Source organism: Candidatus Sphingomonas colombiensis, assembly GCA_029202845.1.
Lineage (GTDB): Bacteria > Pseudomonadota > Alphaproteobacteria > Sphingomonadales > Sphingomonadaceae > Sphingomonas > Sphingomonas colombiensis.
In genome coordinates, this window is the sequence record CP119315.1 from 2,288,494 (window position 1) to 2,309,512 (window position 21,019).

At 65.5% G+C, this 21,019-nt stretch carries 18 protein-coding genes and 1 tRNA gene; 12 read left to right on the forward strand and 7 right to left on the reverse strand.

The features are described from left to right. Nucleotides 1–109 precede the first annotated feature (109 nt). The gene (locus P0Y64_11065; protein WEK41936.1) at nt 110–1,168 is read left to right on the forward strand and encodes a Glu/Leu/Phe/Val dehydrogenase dimerization domain-containing protein; all 1,059 of its coding nucleotides are present in this window, start codon (nt 110–112) and stop codon (nt 1,166–1,168) included. Then, entirely contained in the window at nt 1,165–1,437 is a 273-nt protein-coding gene (locus P0Y64_11070) for a hypothetical protein (GenBank protein ID WEK41937.1), read from the forward strand. The genes P0Y64_11065 and P0Y64_11070 overlap by 4 nt, the downstream gene beginning before the upstream one ends. Before the next feature lie 16 nt (nt 1,438–1,453). Here the strand turns inward: P0Y64_11070 and P0Y64_11075 are convergent, their stop codons facing one another. Next, nucleotides 1,454–4,570: an efflux RND transporter permease subunit gene (locus tag P0Y64_11075; GenBank protein ID WEK41938.1), complete on the reverse strand. Its 3,117-nt coding sequence runs from the start codon at nt 4,568–4,570 to the stop codon at nt 1,454–1,456. Continuing rightward, nucleotides 4,567–5,778 (reverse strand): efflux RND transporter periplasmic adaptor subunit, encoded by a 1,212-nt coding sequence (locus P0Y64_11080; protein WEK41939.1) that lies wholly within the window; start codon nt 5,776–5,778, stop codon nt 4,567–4,569. The genes P0Y64_11075 and P0Y64_11080 overlap by 4 nt, the downstream gene beginning before the upstream one ends. A gap of 227 nt (nt 5,779–6,005) precedes the next feature. Between P0Y64_11080 and P0Y64_11085 the strand changes: the two genes are divergently transcribed. Next, nucleotides 6,006–8,225, forward strand: coding sequence for a sulfatase-like hydrolase/transferase (locus P0Y64_11085; protein WEK41940.1), 2,220 nt, complete (start codon nt 6,006–6,008; stop codon nt 8,223–8,225). Nucleotides 8,226–8,275: 50 nt separating this feature from the next. Here the strand turns inward: P0Y64_11085 and P0Y64_11090 are convergent. Together P0Y64_11090 and folK are read right to left on the reverse strand one after the other, a co-directional pair. Further along, nucleotides 8,276–8,351, reverse strand: a tRNA-Lys gene (locus tag P0Y64_11090). Further along, nucleotides 8,342–8,839: a 2-amino-4-hydroxy-6-hydroxymethyldihydropteridine diphosphokinase gene (gene folK / locus P0Y64_11095; GenBank protein ID WEK41941.1), complete on the reverse strand. Its 498-nt coding sequence runs from the start codon at nt 8,837–8,839 to the stop codon at nt 8,342–8,344. Before folK ends, P0Y64_11090 begins: the two co-directional genes overlap by 10 nt. A 27-nt stretch (nt 8,840–8,866) precedes the next feature. Between folK and P0Y64_11100 the strand changes: the two genes are divergently transcribed. The 6 genes from P0Y64_11100 to P0Y64_11125 all read left to right on the forward strand — a co-directional run bounded on the left by P0Y64_11100 (nt 8,867) and on the right by P0Y64_11125 (nt 15,139). Continuing rightward, a complete protein-coding gene (locus P0Y64_11100; GenBank protein WEK41942.1) occupies nt 8,867–9,523 on the forward strand; it encodes a uracil-DNA glycosylase in 657 nt (218 codons plus the stop codon). A 125-nt stretch (nt 9,524–9,648) separates the two neighbouring features. After that, entirely contained in the window at nt 9,649–10,539 is an 891-nt protein-coding gene (locus P0Y64_11105; GenBank protein ID WEK41943.1) for a glycosyltransferase family 2 protein, read from the forward strand. Next, the gene (locus P0Y64_11110; protein WEK41944.1) at nt 10,536–11,348 is read left to right on the forward strand and encodes a ChbG/HpnK family deacetylase; all 813 of its coding nucleotides are present in this window, start codon (nt 10,536–10,538) and stop codon (nt 11,346–11,348) included. The genes P0Y64_11105 and P0Y64_11110 overlap by 4 nt, the downstream gene beginning before the upstream one ends. Nucleotides 11,349–11,384: 36 nt before the next feature. Then, the gene (locus P0Y64_11115; GenBank protein WEK41945.1) at nt 11,385–11,891 is read left to right on the forward strand and encodes a sigma-70 family RNA polymerase sigma factor; all 507 of its coding nucleotides are present in this window, start codon (nt 11,385–11,387) and stop codon (nt 11,889–11,891) included. Then, nucleotides 11,884–12,828, forward strand: a complete 945-nt coding sequence (locus P0Y64_11120; GenBank protein WEK41946.1) for a FecR domain-containing protein — start codon at nt 11,884–11,886, stop codon at nt 12,826–12,828. The genes P0Y64_11115 and P0Y64_11120 overlap by 8 nt, the downstream gene beginning before the upstream one ends. A 13-nt stretch (nt 12,829–12,841) precedes the next feature. After that, complete coding sequence (locus tag P0Y64_11125) at nt 12,842–15,139, forward strand: TonB-dependent receptor (GenBank protein WEK41947.1); 2,298 nt, start codon at nt 12,842–12,844, stop codon at nt 15,137–15,139. Nucleotides 15,140–15,211: 72 nt separating this feature from the next. On the opposite strand, the gene sdhA is transcribed toward P0Y64_11125, so the two are convergent. Genes sdhA through sdhC form a run of 3 tightly spaced genes read right to left on the reverse strand, consistent with a single transcriptional unit; the run spans nt 15,212 to nt 17,765 of the window. After that, nucleotides 15,212–17,014, reverse strand: a complete 1,803-nt coding sequence (sdhA, locus tag P0Y64_11130; GenBank protein WEK41948.1) for a succinate dehydrogenase flavoprotein subunit — start codon at nt 17,012–17,014, stop codon at nt 15,212–15,214. Continuing rightward, nucleotides 17,014–17,397 (reverse strand): succinate dehydrogenase, hydrophobic membrane anchor protein, encoded by a 384-nt coding sequence (sdhD, locus tag P0Y64_11135; protein ID WEK41949.1) that lies wholly within the window; start codon nt 17,395–17,397, stop codon nt 17,014–17,016. The genes sdhA and sdhD overlap by 1 nt, the downstream gene beginning before the upstream one ends. Next, nucleotides 17,397–17,765, reverse strand: coding sequence for a succinate dehydrogenase, cytochrome b556 subunit (sdhC, locus tag P0Y64_11140; protein ID WEK45040.1), 369 nt, complete (start codon nt 17,763–17,765; stop codon nt 17,397–17,399). Before sdhC ends, sdhD begins: the two co-directional genes overlap by 1 nt. Before the next feature lie 223 nt (nt 17,766–17,988). Between sdhC and P0Y64_11145 the strand changes: the two genes are divergently transcribed. From P0Y64_11145 to P0Y64_11155, 3 genes are read left to right on the forward strand one after another with little or no spacing between them, the layout of a single operon-like run. Continuing rightward, the gene (locus tag P0Y64_11145; GenBank protein WEK41950.1) at nt 17,989–19,344 is read left to right on the forward strand and encodes a methyl-accepting chemotaxis protein; all 1,356 of its coding nucleotides are present in this window, start codon (nt 17,989–17,991) and stop codon (nt 19,342–19,344) included. A 56-nt stretch (nt 19,345–19,400) separates the two neighbouring features. Further along, complete coding sequence (locus P0Y64_11150) at nt 19,401–20,096, forward strand: SDR family NAD(P)-dependent oxidoreductase (protein ID WEK41951.1); 696 nt, start codon at nt 19,401–19,403, stop codon at nt 20,094–20,096. Continuing rightward, nucleotides 20,086–21,018 (forward strand): 50S ribosomal protein L11 methyltransferase, encoded by a 933-nt coding sequence (locus P0Y64_11155; protein ID WEK41952.1) that lies wholly within the window; start codon nt 20,086–20,088, stop codon nt 21,016–21,018. Before P0Y64_11150 ends, P0Y64_11155 begins: the two co-directional genes overlap by 11 nt. The last annotated feature ends 1 nt before the right edge of the window (nt 21,019 follow it).

Here is a 21,019-nt window from a genome sequence, read left to right on the forward strand (position 1 = left end):
ATTGGGGACATGTCGAAAGATATCCTCCAGCATCGCGCAACTATCGTGGAAATGCGAAATTTTTTTCGGCTCTCTTTCCGATATCTTTCGATGGGTAAGGAGACCCCAGATGGTTCATCAAGCCCCACTCGCCACCGATTTTCAGGAACGGTTGCAGATTATCGATGATGTCGAGACCGGGGTGCGGGGCGTCATCGCGATCGATTCCACCGTTCTTGGGCCGGCGGCAGGTGGTTGCCGCCTGTGGCACTACGAAAGTCACGCGGACCTTGCCGCTGATGCGATCCGGCTTGCACGGGGCATGAGTTACAAGAATGCCGTGGCGGGGCTGCCGTTCGGTGGCGGCAAGGCAGTGTTGCAACGACCCGCCGGCGATTTCGACAGGGAAGCGGTTTTTCGGGTGTTCGGCGGCGCGGTAGCCGCGCTCGACGGCCAATATGTGACGGCGGAGGATGTCGGCACGACGATGGCCGATATGCAGATAGTCAGCGAGCGCACGAAATATGTCGCGGGGCTGAAGGCTAAGCCGGGTATGGCGGGCGGCGACCCTTCGCCGTGGACCGCATTGGGCGTGTTCGAGGCGATGAAGGCCGCCGCTGAGGTGCGCTTCCAATCCGAACTCGCAGGGCTGACGGTCGCGGTTCAGGGCGTGGGCAGCGTCGGGCGCGGTCTTTGCCGTCTGCTGCGGGACGCCGGCGCGCGGCTGATTGTGGCTGATGTGGATCACCGTCTCGCGATCGGTGTCGCGGATGAACTCGGGGCGGCGATCGTCGAGCCGAACGAGATTCACGCGGTGGCGGCGGACATCTTCGCGCCATGCGCACTGGGCGGCGTGCTCAATGAGAAATCGATCCCGCAATTGAAGGCGCGGCTGGTGTGCGGCGCTGCGAATAACCAGCTCGTGGAGGAGCGGGATGGCGAATTGCTTGCCGATAGCGGCATCCTCTACGCGCCGGATTATGTCGTCAACGCGGGCGGGATCATCAACGTGTCGGCGGAATATCTGGCTGAGACGGCTGATCAGGTGCGGGATCGTGTGTTGGCCATCGCGCCGCGACTGGTGGGAATCTTTCGTGACGCGGAAATGCAGGGGGTGCCAACCAATATCGCCGCCGATGTCCTGGCGCGCCGGATCATCGCGGACGGGCGGTTACGGGTTGCAGCGTGACCGATGGGCCTGTCCGCTTCGAGATCATCGCCGCTTCGGACCCGCAATCGCTGCCACGGCTGATAAACTATTTCGCCCAGCGCGATGTGATTCCCTCGCTGGTGCGGGTGGAGGCGCGTGGTGCTTCGATGCATTTCGTGATCGAGTTGCCGGCGCTCGCCGCCCCGCATGCTGCGATCATCGCGGAAAAGATGCGCGCCTCTGTGTTGGTCGAGCGTGTCGCGTGGAACGATCAGGGACGGATTGAAAGCCTGCGCGTGCGGTGTTGATGCGTGCCGCGCATCGTCAGGCGATTGCCGGTGCGGCTTTGCGGTCGGCGCGGGTGCGCAAGCGATCGAGGTAGATGTAAACGAGCGGCGTGGTGAACAGGGTCAGCACCTGCGAGACGAACAGGCCGCCGACGATCGCGTAACCGAGCGGCTGACGAAATTCGGAGCCGGTGCCGCTCATCAGGATCATCGGAATGCCGCCGAGCGCGGCGCAGGCCGTGGTCATCAGGATCGGGCGGAAGCGTTGGGTCGATGCTCTGCGCGCGGCTTCCGCAGCCGATAGATGCTCTTCGCGTTCCAAGCGCATCGCGACATCTACTATCATGATCCCGTTCTTCTTCACGATGCCGATCAGCAGGATGATCGCGATGATCCCGATCACATTGAGATCCTGCCCCGCCGCGCGCAACGCCAGCAGCGCCCCCACGCCCGCCGAAGGCAGTGTGGAGAGGATCGTAAGCGGATGGATGAAGCTTTCATATAATACGCCAAGGATTACATAGACCGCGATCAGCGCGGCCAGGATCAGCAACGGTTCGGTCGACAGCGATTGCTGGAAAGCCTGCGCATTGCCCTGGAACGAGCCGTTCAACGCGGTGGGCGCACCGAGATTGTCGCGCGCGGTCTGTACCGCCTTGGTCGCCTGGCTGAGCGCGATACCCGGGGCGAGGTTGAACGACAGCGTCGCCGCCGGATACTCGCCCTGATGATTGATCGTCACGCTGCTGGTGCCGGATTGGCTCGTCCGCACGAACAGCGACAAAGGCACGCTTTTCCCGGTCAGCGGCGAGAGGAGATAAATCGAATTGAGGATATCGGGCGTCGCCTGCAATCGGGGCGGTGCCTCCACCACGACATGATAGCTGTTCTGCTGCGTATAATATTGCGTGATCTCATCCTGACCGATCATCTCGTAGATCGTCGCGTCGATCATCGCCGGCGATATGCCGAACCGCGCTGCCGCCGCACGATCGATGGTGAGGTTGAGGGAGCCGCCCTTCGATTGCTGATCGGAGCTGACGTCTTTCAGCTCGGGCAATTTTTGCAGCGCGGCGAGCAGCTTCGGCGCCCATGTGTTCAACTCGGTCAGGTCTGAGTCCGACAAGGTATATTGGTATTGCGCCTGCCCGGCGCGGCCGCCGACGTTGATATCCTGCGTCGCTTGAAGGAAGGTCTGAACGCCGACCAGCTGCGCAAGTTTCGGGCGCAGGCGCGCGATGATCTGGTCTGCGGTGGCGACGCGCCCGCTGTCCTTGGGCTTCAGCGCGATGAACAGATTGGCCTGATTGCTGCTGCCGCTGCCGACAAACATCGCGACGCCCGCCACGCCGTGATCCTCCCCGATCAGCTTGCCGACCTGCTCCACCTTCGCATGCGTCTTGGTGAAGGATGAATCCTGCGACGTAAGCATTACGCCGCCGAGAAAGCCGGTATCCTCCTGCGGAAAGAAACCCGTATTCGCCGTGAGATAGAGAAAGACCGCGATCACCAAAGTCAGCAGGAAGACGATGAGCGTCGGCAATTGGTGGCGCAGCACGACGCCAAGCGCGCGCTCGTAACCGGTATCGAGCCGGCGAAAGCCGCTGTCCAACGCTTGCGTGACGCGATTGGTGCGCGGCTTTGGCGCTTTCAGGAACCGGCCGCAGAGCATCGGGGTGAGCGTCAGCGTCAGCACCATCGACACCAGCACGGCGGCGCTCAATGTAACAGCGAACTCGCGCATCAGCAGCCCGACCACACCGCCCATGAACATCAGCGGCGTGAATACCGCGATGAGCGAGATCGAGATCGAGAGGATGGTGAAGCCGATCTCTCCGGCGCCGGCGAGGGCGGCATCCAGCGGGGCTGCCCCCGCCTCGATATGCTGCCAGATCACCTCGACCATTACGATCGCATCATCGACGACGAAGCCGACCGCGATGGTGAGTGCCATCAATGACAGATTGTCGAGGCTGTAGTTGAGCGCGAGCATCACGCCGGCCGCGCCCAGCAGCGCCAGCGGAATCACCGCGCTGGGGATCAGGGTCGCGCGGATATCGAGCAGGAAGATGAAGATCACGATCACGACCAGCGCCACGGTGATCAGCAGCGTCTTCTCCACATCGAGCACGGAGGCCCTGATCGTTTGCGTGCTGTCGCGCAATATATGGACGTTGATGCCTGGCGGGATGCTCGCCTCAAGTTGCGGGAGCGAGGCGCGGATCTGACGGACGGTCTTGATGACATTGGCGCCGGGCTGTTTGTAGATGACGAGCAGGATGGATTTCCCGCTCTTGAATCCGGGATCGGTATTCGCCTTGCCGGGGAACACCCAGGCGCCGATCTGATTATTCTCCACGCTGGGGCTGGCGTTGCCGACATCTGAAAGTCGGATCGCCGCGCCGTTGCTATAGCCCACCACCAGATCTTGCCATGCGGTGGCATCGAGGAGTTGATCGTTGGCGTAAACCGTCAGCCCTTGCTGTGGTCCGGTAATTGATCCCTTTGGCGCATTGGTGGTTGCCGCGACCAGATTCGCACGGATCGTATCGATCTGAAGTCCGCGCGCCGCGATCTTGCGCGGATCGAGCTGAATGCGCACCGCCGGCTTCTGCTGTCCGCCGATGTTGACGAGGCCGACACCGGAGATGCGCGAAACCTGTTGGGAGAAGATCACATCGGCATAATTGTCGACCTGATCGAGCGGCAGTGTGTCGGAGGTCAGCGCGAGGATCATGATCGGCGCGTCGGCCGGGTTGACGCGCCGGATCGTGGGCTGCGCGGGCAGGTTGGACGGCAATTGCGCGCTGGCCGCGTTGATAGCCGCCTGCACCTGCTCGAAATCGGAATCGAGGCTTTGTGATAGCTGGAACTGTAGCGTAATACTGGTCGTGCCCTGCGAACTTGCCGAGGTCATCTGGAGGATGCCCGGAATAAGCGAGAATTGCCGTTCGAGCGGGGTCGCGACGTTCGATGCCATCGTCTCCGGGCTGGCGCCGGGGAGGCTGGTGCTGATCTGAAGCGTCGGGAAATCGACATTGGGCAGCGCCGCGACCGGCAGGCTGAGATAGGCGACGATCCCGATCAGCAAAATCGCCACCGCCAGCAGCGTCGTCGCGACGGGCCGCTCGATAAAGGGGCGCGAGAGGCTCAAGCGCCGGTTTGCCCGGGGGCAGGGCGGACGATGCGAACTTTCGATCCCGCCTTCAGCGTCATCTGGCCATCGACGACGACGATCTCTCCCGGCTTAACCCCGCTCTTCACCGCGGTCAGCGTGCCCTCTGCTCCCTCGGTCGCGATCGGGCGCATCGCCGCCGTGCCGTCTTTCCCGATGACGAAGGCATATTGCCCGCTCGGCCCGCGATTGACGGCGGTGGTGGGGATCACGACGGCGTTGCGGATCGTCTGGGTGGCCAGCTTCACGTTGACGAACTGGCCCGGCCACAGATGTCGGCCGCCGTTGGGAAAGCGCGCCTTGAGCTGCACCGTCCCCGTCGCCGGATCGACCCGATTGTCCGCGATGCGCAACTCGCCGGTATCGAGCAGTTCGCCGTCTTCCTGGCTGAGCGCCTGCACCGCGAGCGCGTTGCGAAAATCGCCTGACAACATGCGGATTTGATTGAAATCCCCTTCCGCGACGGTGAACGTCACCGCGATCGGCTGGATCTCGTTGAGCACCACGATCCCGCTTCCGCCCGATCCGCTGGCGGGCGTGTTGCTGGTCGCTGCGGCGGTGCTCGGGGTACTCGCGGTCGATCCGCTCGCGCTGACCAGATTGCCGGGATCGACGAGCCGCACGCCGACCCGCCCGGCAACCGGGGCGGTGATATGGCACCAGCGCAGATTGAGGCGCGCGGCGGCCACGGCGCCCTGGTCGATTTCCACCGTCCCTTCATCCTGCGCGACGGTCACCGCCTGATCCTCCGCGGTCTGCCGCGCGATCGAATCCTGGCTCTGGAGCAGTTGATATCGTTTCAGATCGAGCCGCGCGCCCGCCAATTGCGCCTGATCCCGGCGCAGCGTTCCCTCGGCCTGCTGGAGCGCGGCGAGATACGGTGAGGGATCGACCTCCGCGAGCACCTGCCCGGCGCGCACGTCGCTGCCTTCGGTGAAATTGACGCGGAGCAATTTGCCGCTGACCTGGGACAGGATCGTGATGCTGTTCCACGCCTGCGCGGCGCCCAGCCCGATGATCGAAATCGGCAGATCGCGGGAAACCGCTTTCGCCGCCGTTACCGGGATCGGCGGGGGCGGTGTCGCCTTCGCCGGGGGAGTGCGCAGCAGCACCCATGCCACCAATATGAGCGCCAAAAGCCCGAGAGCGCCAAGCACGATATGCCGCCTTCGCCGCGCTTCGATCATGCGCTTCTCCAAAAAGACGGTCGCGGGAAAATATCGCCGCACCGGCTATTCTGTAGCGGGCCTAAGAACGTTGCCACGGCGCTTTCGTTGCAACCGGATCACCTGTCCGCGCCGCCGATGCCGAACGAGGAAACCGAAAAAGGATTGCATAACCCGGCGGCACGAGGCCGAATGGCGCTGCCGCCAACGAGCGGGAGGGAGAGGATCGGGATGAGGGCTTTCACATGGTGAGCGCGCGCGACCCGCTGGCGACGCCGCACAAGGCGCACTGGCCGATGCCGACGCGCGCGCCGGATGGCGCACCGAATATCGTCGTCATCCTGTTCGACGATGTCGGGTTCGCCGATTTCGGCTGCTACGGATCGACGATCCGCACGCCGGCGATCGACGCGATCGCGGCGCGCGGCCTGCGCTATTCCGGTTTCCACACCACCGCGATGTGCTCCACCACCCGCGCCGCACTGATGACCGGGCGCAACCATCATTCGGTCGGCATGGGCTGTCTCGCCAATTTCGACAGTGGCTATCCCGGCTATCGCGGCAAGATCCGCAAGGAGGCGGGTACGCTGGCGGAGATGCTGCGCCCGCACGGCTATAACAATTACATGGTCGGCAAATGGCACGTCACGCCACTCGGTGAGACGGGGCCGGCCGGCCCGGTCGACGGATGGCCGCTGGGGCGCGGGTTCGATCGCTTTTACGGCTTCATGGACGCCGAGACCGATCAATATGCGCCCGAGCTGGTGCGCGACAACACGCCGGCCACCCCGCCGGGAACCTATGAGAGCGGCTATCACCTGACGACCGATCTGACCGACGAGGCGATCCGCTTCGTGGGCGATCACATCGCGGCCAAGCCCGATGCGCCGTTCCTGCTGTGGCTCGCTTATGGCGCCTGCCATGCCCCGCATCAGGCGCCGCATGATCTGATCCTGCAATATGACGCAGAGTTCGGGCACGGCTGGGATATCGAGCGCGAACGACGCCTCGCCGCGATGAAGGACGCAGGGCTGGTCCCGCCCGACACGCATATGCCGCCGCGCAACGATTTCGTGCAGCCGTGGGACAGCTACGACACGGACCAGCGGCGCCTCTTCACGCGGTTGCAGGCCGCCTATGCGGCGATGCTGGATCATGCCGATCGCAATATCGCGCGGCTGATGGCGTTCCTCGATCGCGCCGGCCTGACCGACGATACGCTGGTGCTCGTGCTGTCGGACAATGGCGCGAGCCAGGAAGGGATGCTCTACGGCTTCGTCAACGCGATGGGGCCGTACAACCAGCGACCGGAATCGATCGAGGAAAAGATCGCGCGGATCGACGATATCGGCGGCCCCGATACGCACGCCAATTTCCCGCTCGGCTGGGCGATGGCGGCGAACACGCCGCTACGCCGCTACAAGCAAAACACGCATGGCGGCGGCATCCGCGATCCGCTTGTCGTGAGCTGGCCCGCGCGCATCCCCGCGCGTGGCGAGATGCGGCACCAGTTCGCGCATTGCGTCGATGTGGTGCCGACGCTGCTCGACCTCATCGGGCTCGCCCCGCCCGAACAGGTGAATGGTGTGCCCCAGATGCCGCTGGAGGGGACGAGCTTCGCGGCCAGCCTGCTCGACGCGAACGCCCCGGCGCGCGATGGCCCCCAATATTTCGAGATGTTCGGCCATCGCGGGATCATCCATCAGGGCTGGAAGGCGGTCGCCTTCCACCCGCCCGGCACGCCATATGACGGTGATAAATGGGAGCTGTTCCACCTCGACAGCGACTTTTCCGAAACCAACAATCTCGCCGAAGCGGAGCCGGCGCGCCTCGCCGCGCTGATCGATCTGTGGTGGCAGGAGGCGGAGGCGCATGACGTCTTGCCGCTGGACGATCGCTTCGGCCCGCGTTTCGCGGAGAATGCCGCACGGCGGCTCGGCGCGCGGCGGGTGTTCACCTTCCACAAGGGGATGGGCCATATCCCGACCGATATCGCGCCCGATCTGCGTGCGCGAAGCTACAAGATCGAGGCGCATGCCCATGTCCGCCCCGGCGACGAGGGCGTGCTGATCGCGCATGGCGACGCCACCTGCGGCTACAGCCTGTTCCTGCGCGACGGCCATCTGCATTTCGATGTGAACGTGGGGGAGCATCAGATCGTGCGCTCAGATGCGCCCGTCGCCCCCGGCGATCATGTCCTTACGGTAGAGGTCGTCCACGGTGCGCCGGCCACAATTGCGCTCAGGGTCGATGAAGCAATGGTGGGCACCGGGACGATTCGCCACGGCTTCGTCAATTTCATCTCATGGTCCGGGCTCGACATCGGGCATGACCGATCGAGCCCCGTATCGGACTATGCCGCGCCGTTCGCCTTTACCGGCGAGCTTCGCAAAGTCGTGGTGACCATCCTCGACGGCGCATCGGGCGATGACGAAGCCGCGGCGCAGGTGCTGCTCGCGCGGGAGTGAACGGCGTCGCCCGGATTTCGGGCTGACCCGGCAAAATGTGGGAAAAGCGCTGGTGGGTCCGCCGGGGCTCGAACCCGGGACCTCTCGATTAAAAGTCGCTTGCTCTACCAACTGAGCTACGGACCCTCACCAGCGCCACGCCGGTTAGGGAGCGCGCGCCGCCGGGTCAACCGTGTGTGAAGCTGCTTTGCATTTAGTCCGGTCACCGGATCGCGCCAGGAGGGAGCGAGATCGGCCAGCGGACGCAGCACGAAATCGCGTTCGCGCAATGCCACATGAGGAATGACGAGGCCGGGCGAACGCCATATGCCGCCCGACCAGGCGATAATGTCGAGATCGATCACGCGGGCGCCCCAGCGCCGCCCGCGTCGGCGGCCGAAGGCGTGCTCGATTTTCTTCAGGCGTACCAACAGTTCCGGGGGCGTGTCGTCGCTCTCGATCAGTGCGACGGCATTGGCATAAGCGCGATTCGATGGGCCGAGCGGCGCGCTGGTGATGATCGGCGACATGTGTTTCGCACCGATCGCCGCCAGCGCCGCGCGCAATTCCGCGCGCGGATCGCCGTGGCGACCCCGGCGATTGGAGCCGAGCGCGATCAGGTAGCTTTGCGTCATTCAGCGCAAGCCTCTACCCGATTAGCGATGACCAGCGTAGCATCACCTCTGCCCGCCACCGAGCCATCGCACGATTGCTCGAATTGTCCCCGCCTCGCCGCCGTGCGCGAGGAATTGCGCGTGACGCATCCCGATTGGTGGAACGCCCCGGTGCCGCTGTTCGGCGATCCCGATGCGTGGCTGGTGGTTGTCGGCCTGGCGCCGGGCAAGGATGGCGCGAATCGCACCGGGCGACCGTTTACCGGCGATTTCGCGGGGGCATTGCTCTTCGCCACGCTCGCGAAGTTTGGGCTGAGCGAGGGCGCGTACAAAGGACGGTTGGACGATGGCGTGGCGCTGAAGGGCGTCGCGGTGGTGAATGCGGTGCGGTGCCTGCCCCCCGCGAACAAGCCGACGCCGGAGGAAATCCGCTCCTGCCGCCCCTTTCTGCAAGCGCCGATCGACGCGCTTCCCCATGCGCGCGTGTTCGTCGCGCTGGGGCAGATCGCGCACCAGTCGACGGTCAAGGTGCTGGGCGGGAAGCTGCCCAAGGCGCGTTTCGCGCATCTCGCCGAGCATCGCGTGCCGGATGGGCGGATGCTGATCGATAGCTATCATTGCTCGCACTACAATCAGAGCACCGGGCGCCTGACGCCCGCGATGTTCGAGGCGGTATTCGAGCGCGCACTGGCCCTGCGCGGCTAGCGCCGGGCGTTTCCGCCCAATCGTAAAATTTTTTTAACGACCCCGTGCGGGAGGGCCGGGGCCGCGTCGTCATGGGCAATGTAGCGGGCAAGGGGGAAGTCCGCTGCGTTGTAGGAGGGAACGGCGTGTTTCAGGACTTCATGCGCCCGGATCGGTTTGGCGCGACGACATTCGAGGGGGGAGGTCGTTCGCGTGGCTGGTCTGTCTTGCTACCGTTTTTCAATGAGCGGGATTATCTTCGCGACACGGTGGCAAGTCTGGCGGGGCAGTCGGAACCGCCGTTCCTGATACTGATCGACAACGGCAGCTCGGACGGCAGCGCCGAAGTGGCGGTCGAAGTGGCGCGCGAATATGGCGTGCCGCATCTGCTGGTGCATGAGCCGCGTCCCGGCAAGGTTGCGGCACTGGCGGCGGGGTTGCCGTTCGTCGCGACCCCTTATGTCGCGACGTGCGACGCCGACACCTGGTATCCGCCGCATTATCTGGCCGCCGGGCAAGCGCTGCTCGAGCAGGACGGACGGGGCGGCGCGGGGGCCTATTTCGTGTCGCGCCGCGCGAGCGTCGCCGAACGCGCGGCGGGCGCATTCCAGATCCAGCTCGTCGCGCGGCTGTTCCCCGGACAGTGCCATGCCGGTGGCGCCGGGCAGGTGTTTCGCACGAGCACGCTGCGCCGCGCGGGCGGGTTCGATCCCGCGCGCTGGAATCTTGTGCTGGAGGATCACGAGGTGATCCATCGCCTGCTTCAGCAGGGCTCGATGGGTTATGGCGCGGCTCTGTGGTGTGCGCCCGCGCCGCGCAAGCGCGATCGTGCCTCGGTGCGGTGGACCGTCGCGGAGCGGCTTTGTTATCTCGCCATGGCCGCACGCGCCGGTGACTGGTTCTTCTACGATTATCTCGCGCGCCGCCTCATCCGCCGGAAATTGTCGAGCGATCGCTTGCGCGAACGGCGTTTCCAGGCCGGCGGCGGTTCGCCGGCCGCACAGGAGGCGTTCGTGCCCGCGATGGTGACGGCATGAGCGCGCCGCGCCTTATCGTTTGCGCCGACGATTTCGCTCTGTCGCGCCTGATCAGCGAGACGATCGCGTCGCTCGCGCATAAGGGCCGTATTAACGCGATCAGTTGCATGACGGTCTGCCCCGGCTGGGCGCGCGACGTCGAACTGCTCGAGGGGCTGCCGTCGAGCGTCCAGCTCGGGCTGCATCTTACGCTCACCTGCGAGGAGCCGCTTACCGACATGCCGGAATATCTGCCCGACGGCGGCCGGATGCCGGAGATCGATCCGCTGACCGCGGCGGCGGCGAAGGGCAATTTGCCACTCGAAGAGATTGCGTGCGAGATCGACGCGCAATTTCGCGCCTTCCGCAAGGCGACCGGCCGCGCGCCCGATTTCGTTGACGCGCATCAGCATGCCCATGTCCTTCCCGGCATCCGCCGACTGTTCCTCGACGCGGTGGCCGAACATGCGCCCAACGCGTGGATTCGCGATTGCGGCGACCGGGTGAGCGCGATCGCGGCGCGGCCCTATCGCGGCAAGGCGATCGGCAGCGCCTATCATGCGCGTGGCCTGCGGCGCGCGGCGGCGCGGCGCGGGATTGCCTGCAATACCAGCTTCGCGGGGCATTACGATTTCCGCAGCGATTATGAAGCGATCTTCCCGCGCTTCCTGCGGCGGCCGGGCAAGATGCATCTCATCATGTGCCACCCCGGCGCGGGGACGTTGCCCGGCGACGATATCGCCGACGCTCGCCCGCGTGAGGCAGCGGCCTTGCACCGGATGCGGATCGCGGACATGGCTCGCGCGCATGGCCTGGAATTCGACGCATGACATTGCGCGCGCTCCCACGCTGCGAGAGAGCGCCTGATGGCGGAGCCGACACTGGTTTCCGCTTATGGGGAGCAGCGCGCCTTGTTGATGCGCCTGCTCACCGCGCGGCTGGGCAGCGCGACGGACGCAGAGGATGCGTTGCAGGATCTGTGGTTTCGCATCGTCTCCAGCCCGGCCGGGCGGGTGGACAATCCGGCGGCCTATCTGATGCGCATGGCCGGCAATCTGGCGACCGATCGGCGGATCGCCGCGCGACGCCGTGCGACGCTGGAAACGCATTGGGTGGAATCGGGGGATTCGGCGATCGATCTGCCATCGCCGGAACGCGAAACGCTGGCGCGCGATGCGTTGCGCCGCGCGGATATGGTGATCGCCGCGATGCCGGAACGGATGCGCGTCGCCTATCGCCTGTTCCGCATCGATCACGTGCCGCAGCGCGAAATCGCGGATCAGTTGGGTATCTCGCTCAGCGCGGTAGAGAAATTGTTGCAGCGTGCCTATCGCCGGCTGCACGCCATGGCGGACGGAGTTGGCGATGAGTAACATCGACGACACGATCCTCGACGCGGCGATCGGCTGGCACGTCCGTCAGGCGGAGATGGACGAGCGGGCGTGGCTCGATTTCGTCACCTGGCTGGAGGCCGATCCGGCGCACGCTCGCGCTTATGACATGGTGAGCATGGCCGATGTGGAACGCCATGCACCGACGCGCGTCGATTTGCCGGTGGCCGCCAATGACGAAGACGGAATCGGCGCGCGGCGCTGGTATCGTCGTCGACCCGGCTTCGCGGTGGCAGCGGCGGCGTTTGCGGCGGCGATGGTCGGCAGCGTCGGGCTGATGGAGCAGCGGCGCGGCAGCGATGCCCCGATCGCGATTGCCGCAAACGGCCCGCGTATGCTTGCGCTTGCTGATGGCACGCGGGTCGCGATGGCATCGGGCGCGCGCATGACCATCGGTGGCGGCGATCAGCGTTCGGCGTCGGTGGAAAACGGGCGTGTCACTTTCCATGTCACGCATGATGCCGATCACCCCTTCACCGTGCGGATGGGCGATTGGGAAGTGCAGGACGTCGGCACGATATTCGCGATCACGCGCAGCGCCGATGGCGTGGACGTTAGCGTCAGCGAGGGATCGGTGCTGTTCGATCCCCAGAACAACCGCATCGCACTAAAGGCGGGCGAGGGGCTCACTGTTCTTCCGGGGAATCGGATGGTGCGATCGCGACTCGATTCGAATCAGGCGCGGACCGTGGTTTTTTCAGGTCAGCCGATTCGATTCGCTGCGGAAACGATCGGACTTGTCCTGGGACGGGACGTTCGTGCCGATGATAGCGTGGCGCTGACGCCCTTTACCGGCATCGTTCGATTGACGGGCGACGCGCCCCGCGACATGGCGCATCTTGCGGAACTGACAGGAATGCGCGTTTCTCATGAGGGGGATGGCTGGATCATCGCATCGTCGGCTGGGCCGACGCGCTAGGTTCGCCATTGTTGTGGCGGGCGCGCTGATCGCCGCGCCGCTCGCCGCCGCCCCCGCGGAGCCGGTTTCGCTTCAAACCGCGCTATTGCAACTCGCCACCCGCACCGGGGACGAGATCGTCAGCGTTGAGCCGGGGCTGCGCGCGATCCGTGTCCAGCCGCCGCCGCCGGGCCTGTCCGCCGAAGCGGCGCTGCGCCGCCTGTTGCGGGGCACTGGCTATCGCGCGGAGCGAATCGGGCCGCGCAGCTATCGCGTGGTCCGTGCGCCGGAGCGCCGGCCCGCGCCGGTGAAGGCTCCATCTGCGGCGGTGGAGGGGGAGGCGGCGCCCGAAGTTCTCGTCACCGCCAGCAAGCAGCACGTGCCGTTGCTGCGCTTTCCCGCGTCGATCCTCACCATCCGGCCACAAGCGAGCCCCGCGAACAGCCCCACCGCGGACCTGACAGACGCGGTGCGCTCCACCCCGGTATTGCAGTCCACCGCGCTTGGGCCGGGGCGCGACAAGATCTTCATCCGGGGCATCGCCGACAGCAGCTTCAACGGCGCGACACAGGCGACGACGAGCTATTATCTTGATGATGTGCAGATGAGCTATTCGACGCCGGAGCCGGGGCTGGCGCTGGTCGACGTTCGCTCGATCGAGGTGATGGAGGGGCCGCAGGGCACGCTCTACGGTGCGGGCGCGATCGGGGGGATCATCCGTATCGTGCCGAATCCGGCGCAACCCGGCGTCTTCCACGGCGCGATCGCCGCCAGCGGCGCGGCGACGGTGGAGGGGCGGCCGGGCGGCGATATATCGGGTTTCGTCAATCTGCCGCTGGCGGGCGGCGTCGCGGCGGTGCGGCTCGTCGGCTATCAGTCGCGCGAGGGCGGTTATATCGACGATCCGCTGCTCAACCGTCACGCGATCAACGCGATCGATCGGATCGGCGGCCGTGCCTCCGTGCGGATCGAAGCGGGGGACGGGTGGCAGGTCGACGCCACCGGGCTGGGGCAGCGGATATCGGCCGGCGATGCGCAATATATCGATCTCGGTGGAGAGGATTTGTCGCGATCGGCGCGCGCGGCACAGCCTTATTGGAACAGCATCCTGCTTGGGCGCGTCAGCATCACCAAGCGCTGGGCGAGCGGGCTTGAGTTCGTTTCGGTCAGCGGGGTCAGCCAATATGACGCCGAGGATCATTTCGATGCCACCCCGCCGGGCGCGCCGGAGGCCATCGGCTACACGACTGTGCGCTCCAACCTGCTCTGGACCAACGAAGTGCGCCTGTCGCGTTCGGGCGCGAATGGCGAATCGTGGGTGGTCGGGCTGGCGGTGCTGCGCAATCGCGACGCCGAAAATCGCACGCTCGGCCCAGCCAACAACCCGAGCGATATCATCGGCGTCACGAACGTATCCCAGAACGTGTCGATGTTCAGCGAACTGACCGAGCCGCTTTCCCGCAATTTCTCGGCAACCCTGGGCCTGCGCGCTACCGAGGCGCGCGTCGACGGCTATCCGTCGATCAAGCCGCGCGCGGGCGATCTGGTGCGCGGGCGAATGACGCGGCGCATCGACCCAACGCTCGCGCTGTCATGGCAACTCGCGCCGAGCCTGTCAGTCTATGGCCGTTATCAATCCGGTTTCCGCACCGGGGGCCTCGCGGTGGCGCGCGGGATCGGGCGCGTCGCGGAGTTCAAATCCGATGCGATCGGGATGGGAGAAATCGGCGTTCGGCGGCTGCGGCGCGGCGTGACCGGCGTCAATCTTACCGCCGCATTCTCCTATGCGCGCTGGCACGATATCCAGGCCGATCTGATCGACCGGCGCGGCCAGCCCTACACCGCGAATATCGGCAATGCCCATATCTTCACGGCGGAGACGAGCGCGGATTGGGTGCCGATCGCGCCGCTGCGTTTCGATCTGTCCATGCTCTACACCGTCAATCGCGTCACCGGCCCGCTGGCCGCGACATCGGCGTTGGACAATCAACGCCTGCCGAATACGCCACCGTTCAGCGCACACGGCGGGATCAGCTATAAATGGAATGCATTCGGCGGCACGATGCATGCGACGGGCGCGGTGGACTATATCGGTCGCTCCGTGCTGGGCACCGGGCGCTATCTGGATTTTGAGCAGGGGGAATATGCCGTCCTGTCGGCGCGGACCGAATGGTCACGCCGTGACCTGACCCTGTGGCTGGCGGCCGACAACCTTACCGACAGCCGGGGCAATCGCTTCGCATTCGGCAACCCGTTCACGCTGGCGATGCGTGCGCAGAGCACGCCGGTGCGCCCCACCACGTTTATGATCGGCGTCAAAGTGGAGCGATGAACAGAAAAATCCCGCACAAGAGCGATGTCTTGCGCGGGATTTTTGTTTGATCCGGAATGCCCCGAAGGCGCGTCAGTAAACGCGCTTCTTCGGCTTGATATATTCCGCGTCGTCGGTGAGCGTGTAATCGTGGACCGGACGGTAATCGATCTTGGTCGTGCCGCCCTTGCCGCCCCAGCCGTCAAATGTCGCGGTGGTGTGCTTCATCCAGTTTGCGTCGTCGCGATCCGGGAAATCCTCGTGCATGTGCGCGCCGCGGCTTTCCTTGCGATTGTCCGCGCCCTTCATCGTCACGACGGCCTGGCCGATCAGATTGTCGAGTTCCATCGTCTCGATCAGATCGGTGTTCCAGATCAGCGAGCGATCGGTGATGCCGATATCCGCCATGCTCTTATAGACCGCGTCGATCTTCTGGACGCCTTCCGCGAGGAGCGCGGAATCGCGGAACACCGCGCAGTGGCGCTGCATCGTGCGCTGCATCTCCGTGCGGATCTTCGCGGTGGACGAGCCGCCGCTGGCGTTGCGGAAATGATCGAGCCGCGCCAGCGCCTGCTCCTCAGAGCCACCCGGCAGCGGATTGTGCGGCGTGTTCGGCTTCAGCGTATCCTTGAGCCGCAGCCCGGTCGCGCGGCCGAATACCACCAGATCGATCAGCGAGTTCGAGCCGAGGCGGTTCGCGCCATGGACGGAAACGCACGCCGCTTCGCCAACCGCGAACAGGCCGGGGACCACGGCATCGGGGTTGCCATCCTTCAGCTGGACGACTTCGCCGTGATAGTTCGTGGGGATGCCGCCCATGTTGTAATGGACGGTCGGCGTCACCGGCAGCGGCTGGCGCGTGAGATCGACGCCGGCGAAGATCTTGCCCGTCTCGGTGATGCCGGGGAGCCGCTCGTGCAGCACCTTGGGATCAATATGATCGAGGTGGAGGTAGATATATTCGCCGTGCGGGCCGACGCCGCGTCCTTCGCGCATCTCCATCGCCATCGAACGCGCGACCACGTCGCGGCTCGCGAGATCCTTGGCGGATGGCGCGTAACGCTCCATGAAGCGCTCGCCCTCGGAGTTGGTGAGATAGCCGCCTTCACCGCGTGCGCCCTCGGTGATGAGCACCCCCGCGCCGTAGATGCCGGTCGGGTGGAACTGCACGAACTCCATGTCCTGCAACGCCAGCCCGGCGCGCAGCGCCATGCCGTTGCCGTCGCCGGTGCAGGTATGCGCCGAGGTGGCCGACTGATAGACGCGGCCGCCGCCGCCCGTTGCCAGCACGACGGCGTGGCTGCGGAAACGGTGGATCGCGCCGGTTTCCATGCACATCGCGATCACGCCACGGCACGCGCCGTTTTCCATGATCAGATCGAGCGCGAAATATTCGACGTAGAAATCCGCATCATACTTCAGGCTCTGCTGATAGAGCGCGTGGAGCATGGCGTGGCCGGTGCGGTCGGCGGCGGCGCAGGTGCGCTGCACCGGTGGGCCTTCGCCCATGTTCTGCATGTGGCCGCCGAACGGACGCTGGTAGATCGTGCCGTTGTCGTTGCGGCTGAACGGCACGCCCGCGTGTTCCAGCTCGTAAACGGCGGCGGGCGCTTCGCGCACCATATATTCGATCGCGTCCTGGTCGCCGAGCCAGTCGGAACCCTTGACGGTATCGAACATGTGCCAGGACCAATGGTCCGGCGAATTGTTGCCGAGGCTGGCCGCGATGCCGCCCTGTGCCGCGACCGTGTGGCTGCGGGTGGGGAACACCTTGGTGATGCAGGCCGTCTTCAGCCCGCTTTCCGCGATGCCCATGGTGGCACGGAGGCCGGACCCGCCGGCGCCCACGACGACCGCGTCATAGCTATGGTCGATGATCTGATATGCGGCGGGCATCAGGCGGCAGCTCCGAAGGCGATCTTGAGGATCGAGAAGATCGCGATCCCGGCAGTGACCGCGACGAACAGGTTGAGAAGGATCATCAGCGCGACGCGGTTGTGCCCGTGTGCATAATCCTCGATCACCACCTGGAGTCCCAGGCGGAAGTGGTAGAAGACAGATGCGATTAGCAGCAGCATCGGCACGGCGACCCATGCGGATGACATCCAGGTATGGACGCTGGCGTAATCATAGCCCGGCAGGCGGGCGAGCGAGATCAGCAGCCATGCCATGAACAGGATGTTCGTGCCGGCAGTGATCTTCTGATGCCACCAGTGCAGCACGCCGTGATGGGCGCTTCCCAGCCCGCGAACGCGGCCAAGTTCGGTTCCGGTTCCCATCACTTCACCCCCAGATAGAGCCAGAAGCCGATCGTCAGCAGCGTCGAGCAGACGAAGGTGAGGATCGCGAGCAGGCGATTCGTCTTCAGCTCGAAAGCTGCGCCGGTGTCGAGCACGAGATGGCGGATACCGCTCATCATATGCTGGAACAGCGAGAAGGTCAGGCCGACGCCGACCACCCAGCCGAGCGGATTCAGATGCCCGTCGGGCTGCGCGAAGACGCTGATGAACGTTGCATAAGCCTGTCCGCCGGCCGCGATCGCGGCAAGCCACCAGACGAGCAATGCGGCGCCAACCGTCGCCATGCCGTCGCCGGTGACGCGGTGGAGGATCGAGGCCAGCATGGCCGGGCTCCAGCGATAATGAATCTGGAGTGGGCCGCTGAAGAGATGCGGGCTGCGCGGACGCGCGGGTTTCGAGGCCAAGGGCGTGTTTCCTGCGATGAGCCGACGGTTCGGGCGGGTCTATGAGGCGGCGCGCGCGGGGATGCAAGCGCGCACCGTTGCTCAAATCGTTACGAGCCCGTCCTAACCGGTGATTAACCAATGGTCCTTAACCTTTCTGGCTATCTCTCAGGAATGGAGCCTGCCCTTGCCTACGGACCTGCCCGAAGCCGGATCGATCGCCTCCACGATCGATATCGCTGGTCGTCTCAAGGTGTTCGATCTCGACGGCACTCTGCTTGGCGCGAGCCGTGAGGTGTGGGCGGTGATCGAGCCGGAGATTCGGCTGGTTTCCGCCGCTTATTGGGAGCAGTGGCTGCGCTGTTTCGCCGATCAGCGGGCATGGGCGCCCGACGAGACGGAGAAGATGATCGATCTCGGCTGCACCTTTCTGCGCAACCGATTCCTCGACACGGCGGGCAGCCCGTGGATCGAATCGATCGAACGTTCGGTCGCGGCGGCCTATGCCGGAGACGTATCGAAAACCGCGTTGCTGTCGATGATCAGCGCCAGCGATCGCGCCGCGCTCGATGTGCTGATGCGGCGGCTGGAGCGCAGCGATCCGCGACTCGCCGCGATGGTCGACACGCTGATGCGGCTCTCCGCGCTCGAAGGCGAAATCACGGTCGCGGTCTATTCATCCTATCTCGAACATGCCGAAAAGGTGGCGCGCGATCGGCTGGCGAGCGAGTTCCACGATGGAATCGCCGCGACGGTGGAAAGCGCGACGTCGGAAGGCGGGGCTCTGCGATTGCTCGCATCTGGCGCGTCATCGTCGACGCGCGGCGTGCTCGGCAAGGCGAGCGAGGTGGCCGCCGCCGCCGAGCAGTCGGCCGTGGCCATGCGCGAGGCGGCGATGACTGCCGCCGGGTTGATCCGCGCGATCGAGGACGCGCGCACCGAGGTGGAGGTGGCCGCAGAGATCGCCAACCGCGCCAGCGCGCAGGCGGGCGCCGCCGTCGGCGTGTCGCAAATGCTGTCGGATCACGCGCAATCGATCGAATCGATCCTGGGCTTGATTCGCGACATTGCGGGGCAGACCAATTTGCTTGCGCTCAACGCTACGATCGAGGCGGCGCGCGCCGGTGACGCCGGCCGTGGTTTCGCGGTGGTGGCGCAGGAGGTGAAGAGCCTGGCGAACCAGACCGCGCGCGCCACCGATGACATCGCCGCCAAGATCGCCGCGATCCAGTCCGCCACCCGCAGCACGGTCGAAACCAACGCCAGCATCAAGGCGACGGTCGCGGAGGTCGAGGATTCGGCCACCCGCATCCGCAACGCAATGGAAGCGCAGGCGCAAACCGTGACCGCGATCACCGCGGCGGTCGACGAAACCGCGCTGGCGGCGGATTCGATGTCGAACACCATCGCCGCGATCCGCGAGGATACCGAGGCGGTGGCGGGGGAGATCGACGCATTCGGCGCCGGCTTCGATTCGCTTTCCAGCCGGCTCGCGGTGCTGAAGGCGAGCGCCGGCGATTTCGCGCGCAAGGTCGCCGTCTGATCGGTGACCTGACCTCGGCCGTGGCCTGATCCGTTAGCCGCCGCTATGGGCGGCGCATGATACATATTCTTGCCACCGGCACATCGCGTGGGATCGGTGCCGCGACTCTCGCGGCGCTCGATCGTCCCGGCGTGCGGATCGTCGGGCACGGCACCGCGAGCGGGGTCGCCGCCGACTTCTCCGATCCCGCCGCGCCGGCGAAATTGTGGGATGCGGCGATTGCCGAACTCGGCGCGATCGACGTGCTGATCAACAATGCCGGTGTGTTCGAGGCGAACCCGATCGAGCAGGACGATGCGGCATGGAGCGCGGCGTGGGAGCGCACGATGCGCATCAATCTCACCGCCGCCGCCGAACTCTCGCGCATGGCGGTGCGCCATTGGCAGGAGCGCGGGCAGGGCGGCCGAATCGTCAATATCGCCAGCCGCGCAGCATATCGTGGCGACAGCCCGGCGCACTGGCATTATGCGGCCGCCAAGGCCGGCATGGTCGCGATGACCAAGACGATCGCGCGGGGCTATGCCCACGACGGCATCCTTGCCTTTGCGATCTGCCCCGGCTTCACGATGACCGGGATGGCCGACGATTATCTCGCGAGCCGGGGCGGGGACGCCTTGCTTGCCGATATCCCGCTCGGCCGGGTGACGATGCCGGAGGAAGTGGCGGAAATGGCGCGCTGGCTGGCGCTCGACGCACCCGCGTCGATGACCGGTGCGGTGCTGGATGTGAATGGAGCGAGCTATGTCCGCTGACAGTTGGAAAGTGACCTTGCCCTGCACGCGGGCGGAGGCGGAGGCGATCGATGCGGCGGGCGACCTCGCGATCGATGCCGTGCTGATGACCACCGAAGAGGTGGAGGATGACGTCGAGCGGTGGCGGCTCGACGCCTATCTGGAGGCTGAACCGAACGAAGCGACGCTGACCGCGTTGCGCGCGCTGGTGCCTAGTGCCGCCGGTATCGCTCCCCAGATCGAGGCGCTGACCGCGCAGGATTGGGTGGCGATGAGCCAGGCCGGGCTGGAGCCGATCCGCGAGGGGCGATTCGTGGTTCACACTTCGGCGCATCCGGTGACTATCGCGCCTGACGAGCGCGCTTTCCTGATCGACGCCGGGCAGGCATTCGGCACCGGGCATCATCATACGACCGCCGGTTGCCTCGCGATGATCGACGCGCTGGCGGGGGAGCGTTTCGCCAATGTCATCGATTTCGGCACCGGGACCGGCCTGCTAGCCTTCGCGGCACGGCATCTCTGGCCCGAAGCGCGCGTGATGGCGACGGATATCGATCCGATCGCGATCGAGGTGACCGCCGAGAATATGGTCGCCAATGATGTCGCGGCGATCGAACTGGTCGTGGCTGACGGCGCGCGCGCGACCGAGATCGACGCGGGTGCGCCTTACGATCTGCTGATCGCCAATATCCTCGCTGGGCCGCTGGTGGCGATGGCGCCGGAGGTGACGGCGGTGGCGGGCCCGCATGCCACAATCGTGCTGGCGGGGCTGCTCACCAATCAGGCCGAAGCAGTGATCGACGCGTATCGCGCGCAGGGCTGCACGCTGGCGGCGCGCGATGTGCGCGGGGACTGGACGATTCTCCAGCTGCGCGCACCGGCCGAGCCGCACGCGACCGCCACCACCGGCGACCGCGAGGCGTGGAAAACCGACGGCCGCTGAG

What these genes read in the sequence shown, in the direction of transcription:
- P0Y64_11065 (WEK41936.1), top strand. Translation starts at nt 110, where the DNA reads ATGGTTCATCAAGCCCCACTCGCCACCGATTTTCAGGAACGGTTGCAG.
- sdhA (WEK41948.1), bottom strand. Translation starts at nt 17,014, where the DNA reads ATGCCCGCCGCATATCAGATCATCGACCATAGCTATGACGCGGTCGTC.
- P0Y64_11120 (WEK41946.1), top strand. Translation starts at nt 11,884, where the DNA reads ATGAGTAACATCGACGACACGATCCTCGACGCGGCGATCGGCTGGCAC.
- P0Y64_11155 (WEK41952.1), top strand. Translation starts at nt 20,086, where the DNA reads ATGTCCGCTGACAGTTGGAAAGTGACCTTGCCCTGCACGCGGGCGGAG.
- P0Y64_11150 (WEK41951.1), top strand. Translation starts at nt 19,401, where the DNA reads ATGATACATATTCTTGCCACCGGCACATCGCGTGGGATCGGTGCCGCG.
- P0Y64_11115 (WEK41945.1), top strand. Translation starts at nt 11,385, where the DNA reads ATGGCGGAGCCGACACTGGTTTCCGCTTATGGGGAGCAGCGCGCCTTG.
- P0Y64_11110 (WEK41944.1), top strand. Translation starts at nt 10,536, where the DNA reads ATGAGCGCGCCGCGCCTTATCGTTTGCGCCGACGATTTCGCTCTGTCG.
- sdhD (WEK41949.1), bottom strand. Translation starts at nt 17,397, where the DNA reads ATGGGAACCGGAACCGAACTTGGCCGCGTTCGCGGGCTGGGAAGCGCC.
- P0Y64_11100 (WEK41942.1), top strand. Translation starts at nt 8,867, where the DNA reads ATGACCAGCGTAGCATCACCTCTGCCCGCCACCGAGCCATCGCACGAT.
- folK (WEK41941.1), bottom strand. Translation starts at nt 8,839, where the DNA reads ATGACGCAAAGCTACCTGATCGCGCTCGGCTCCAATCGCCGGGGTCGC.
- P0Y64_11080 (WEK41939.1), bottom strand. Translation starts at nt 5,778, where the DNA reads ATGATCGAAGCGCGGCGAAGGCGGCATATCGTGCTTGGCGCTCTCGGG.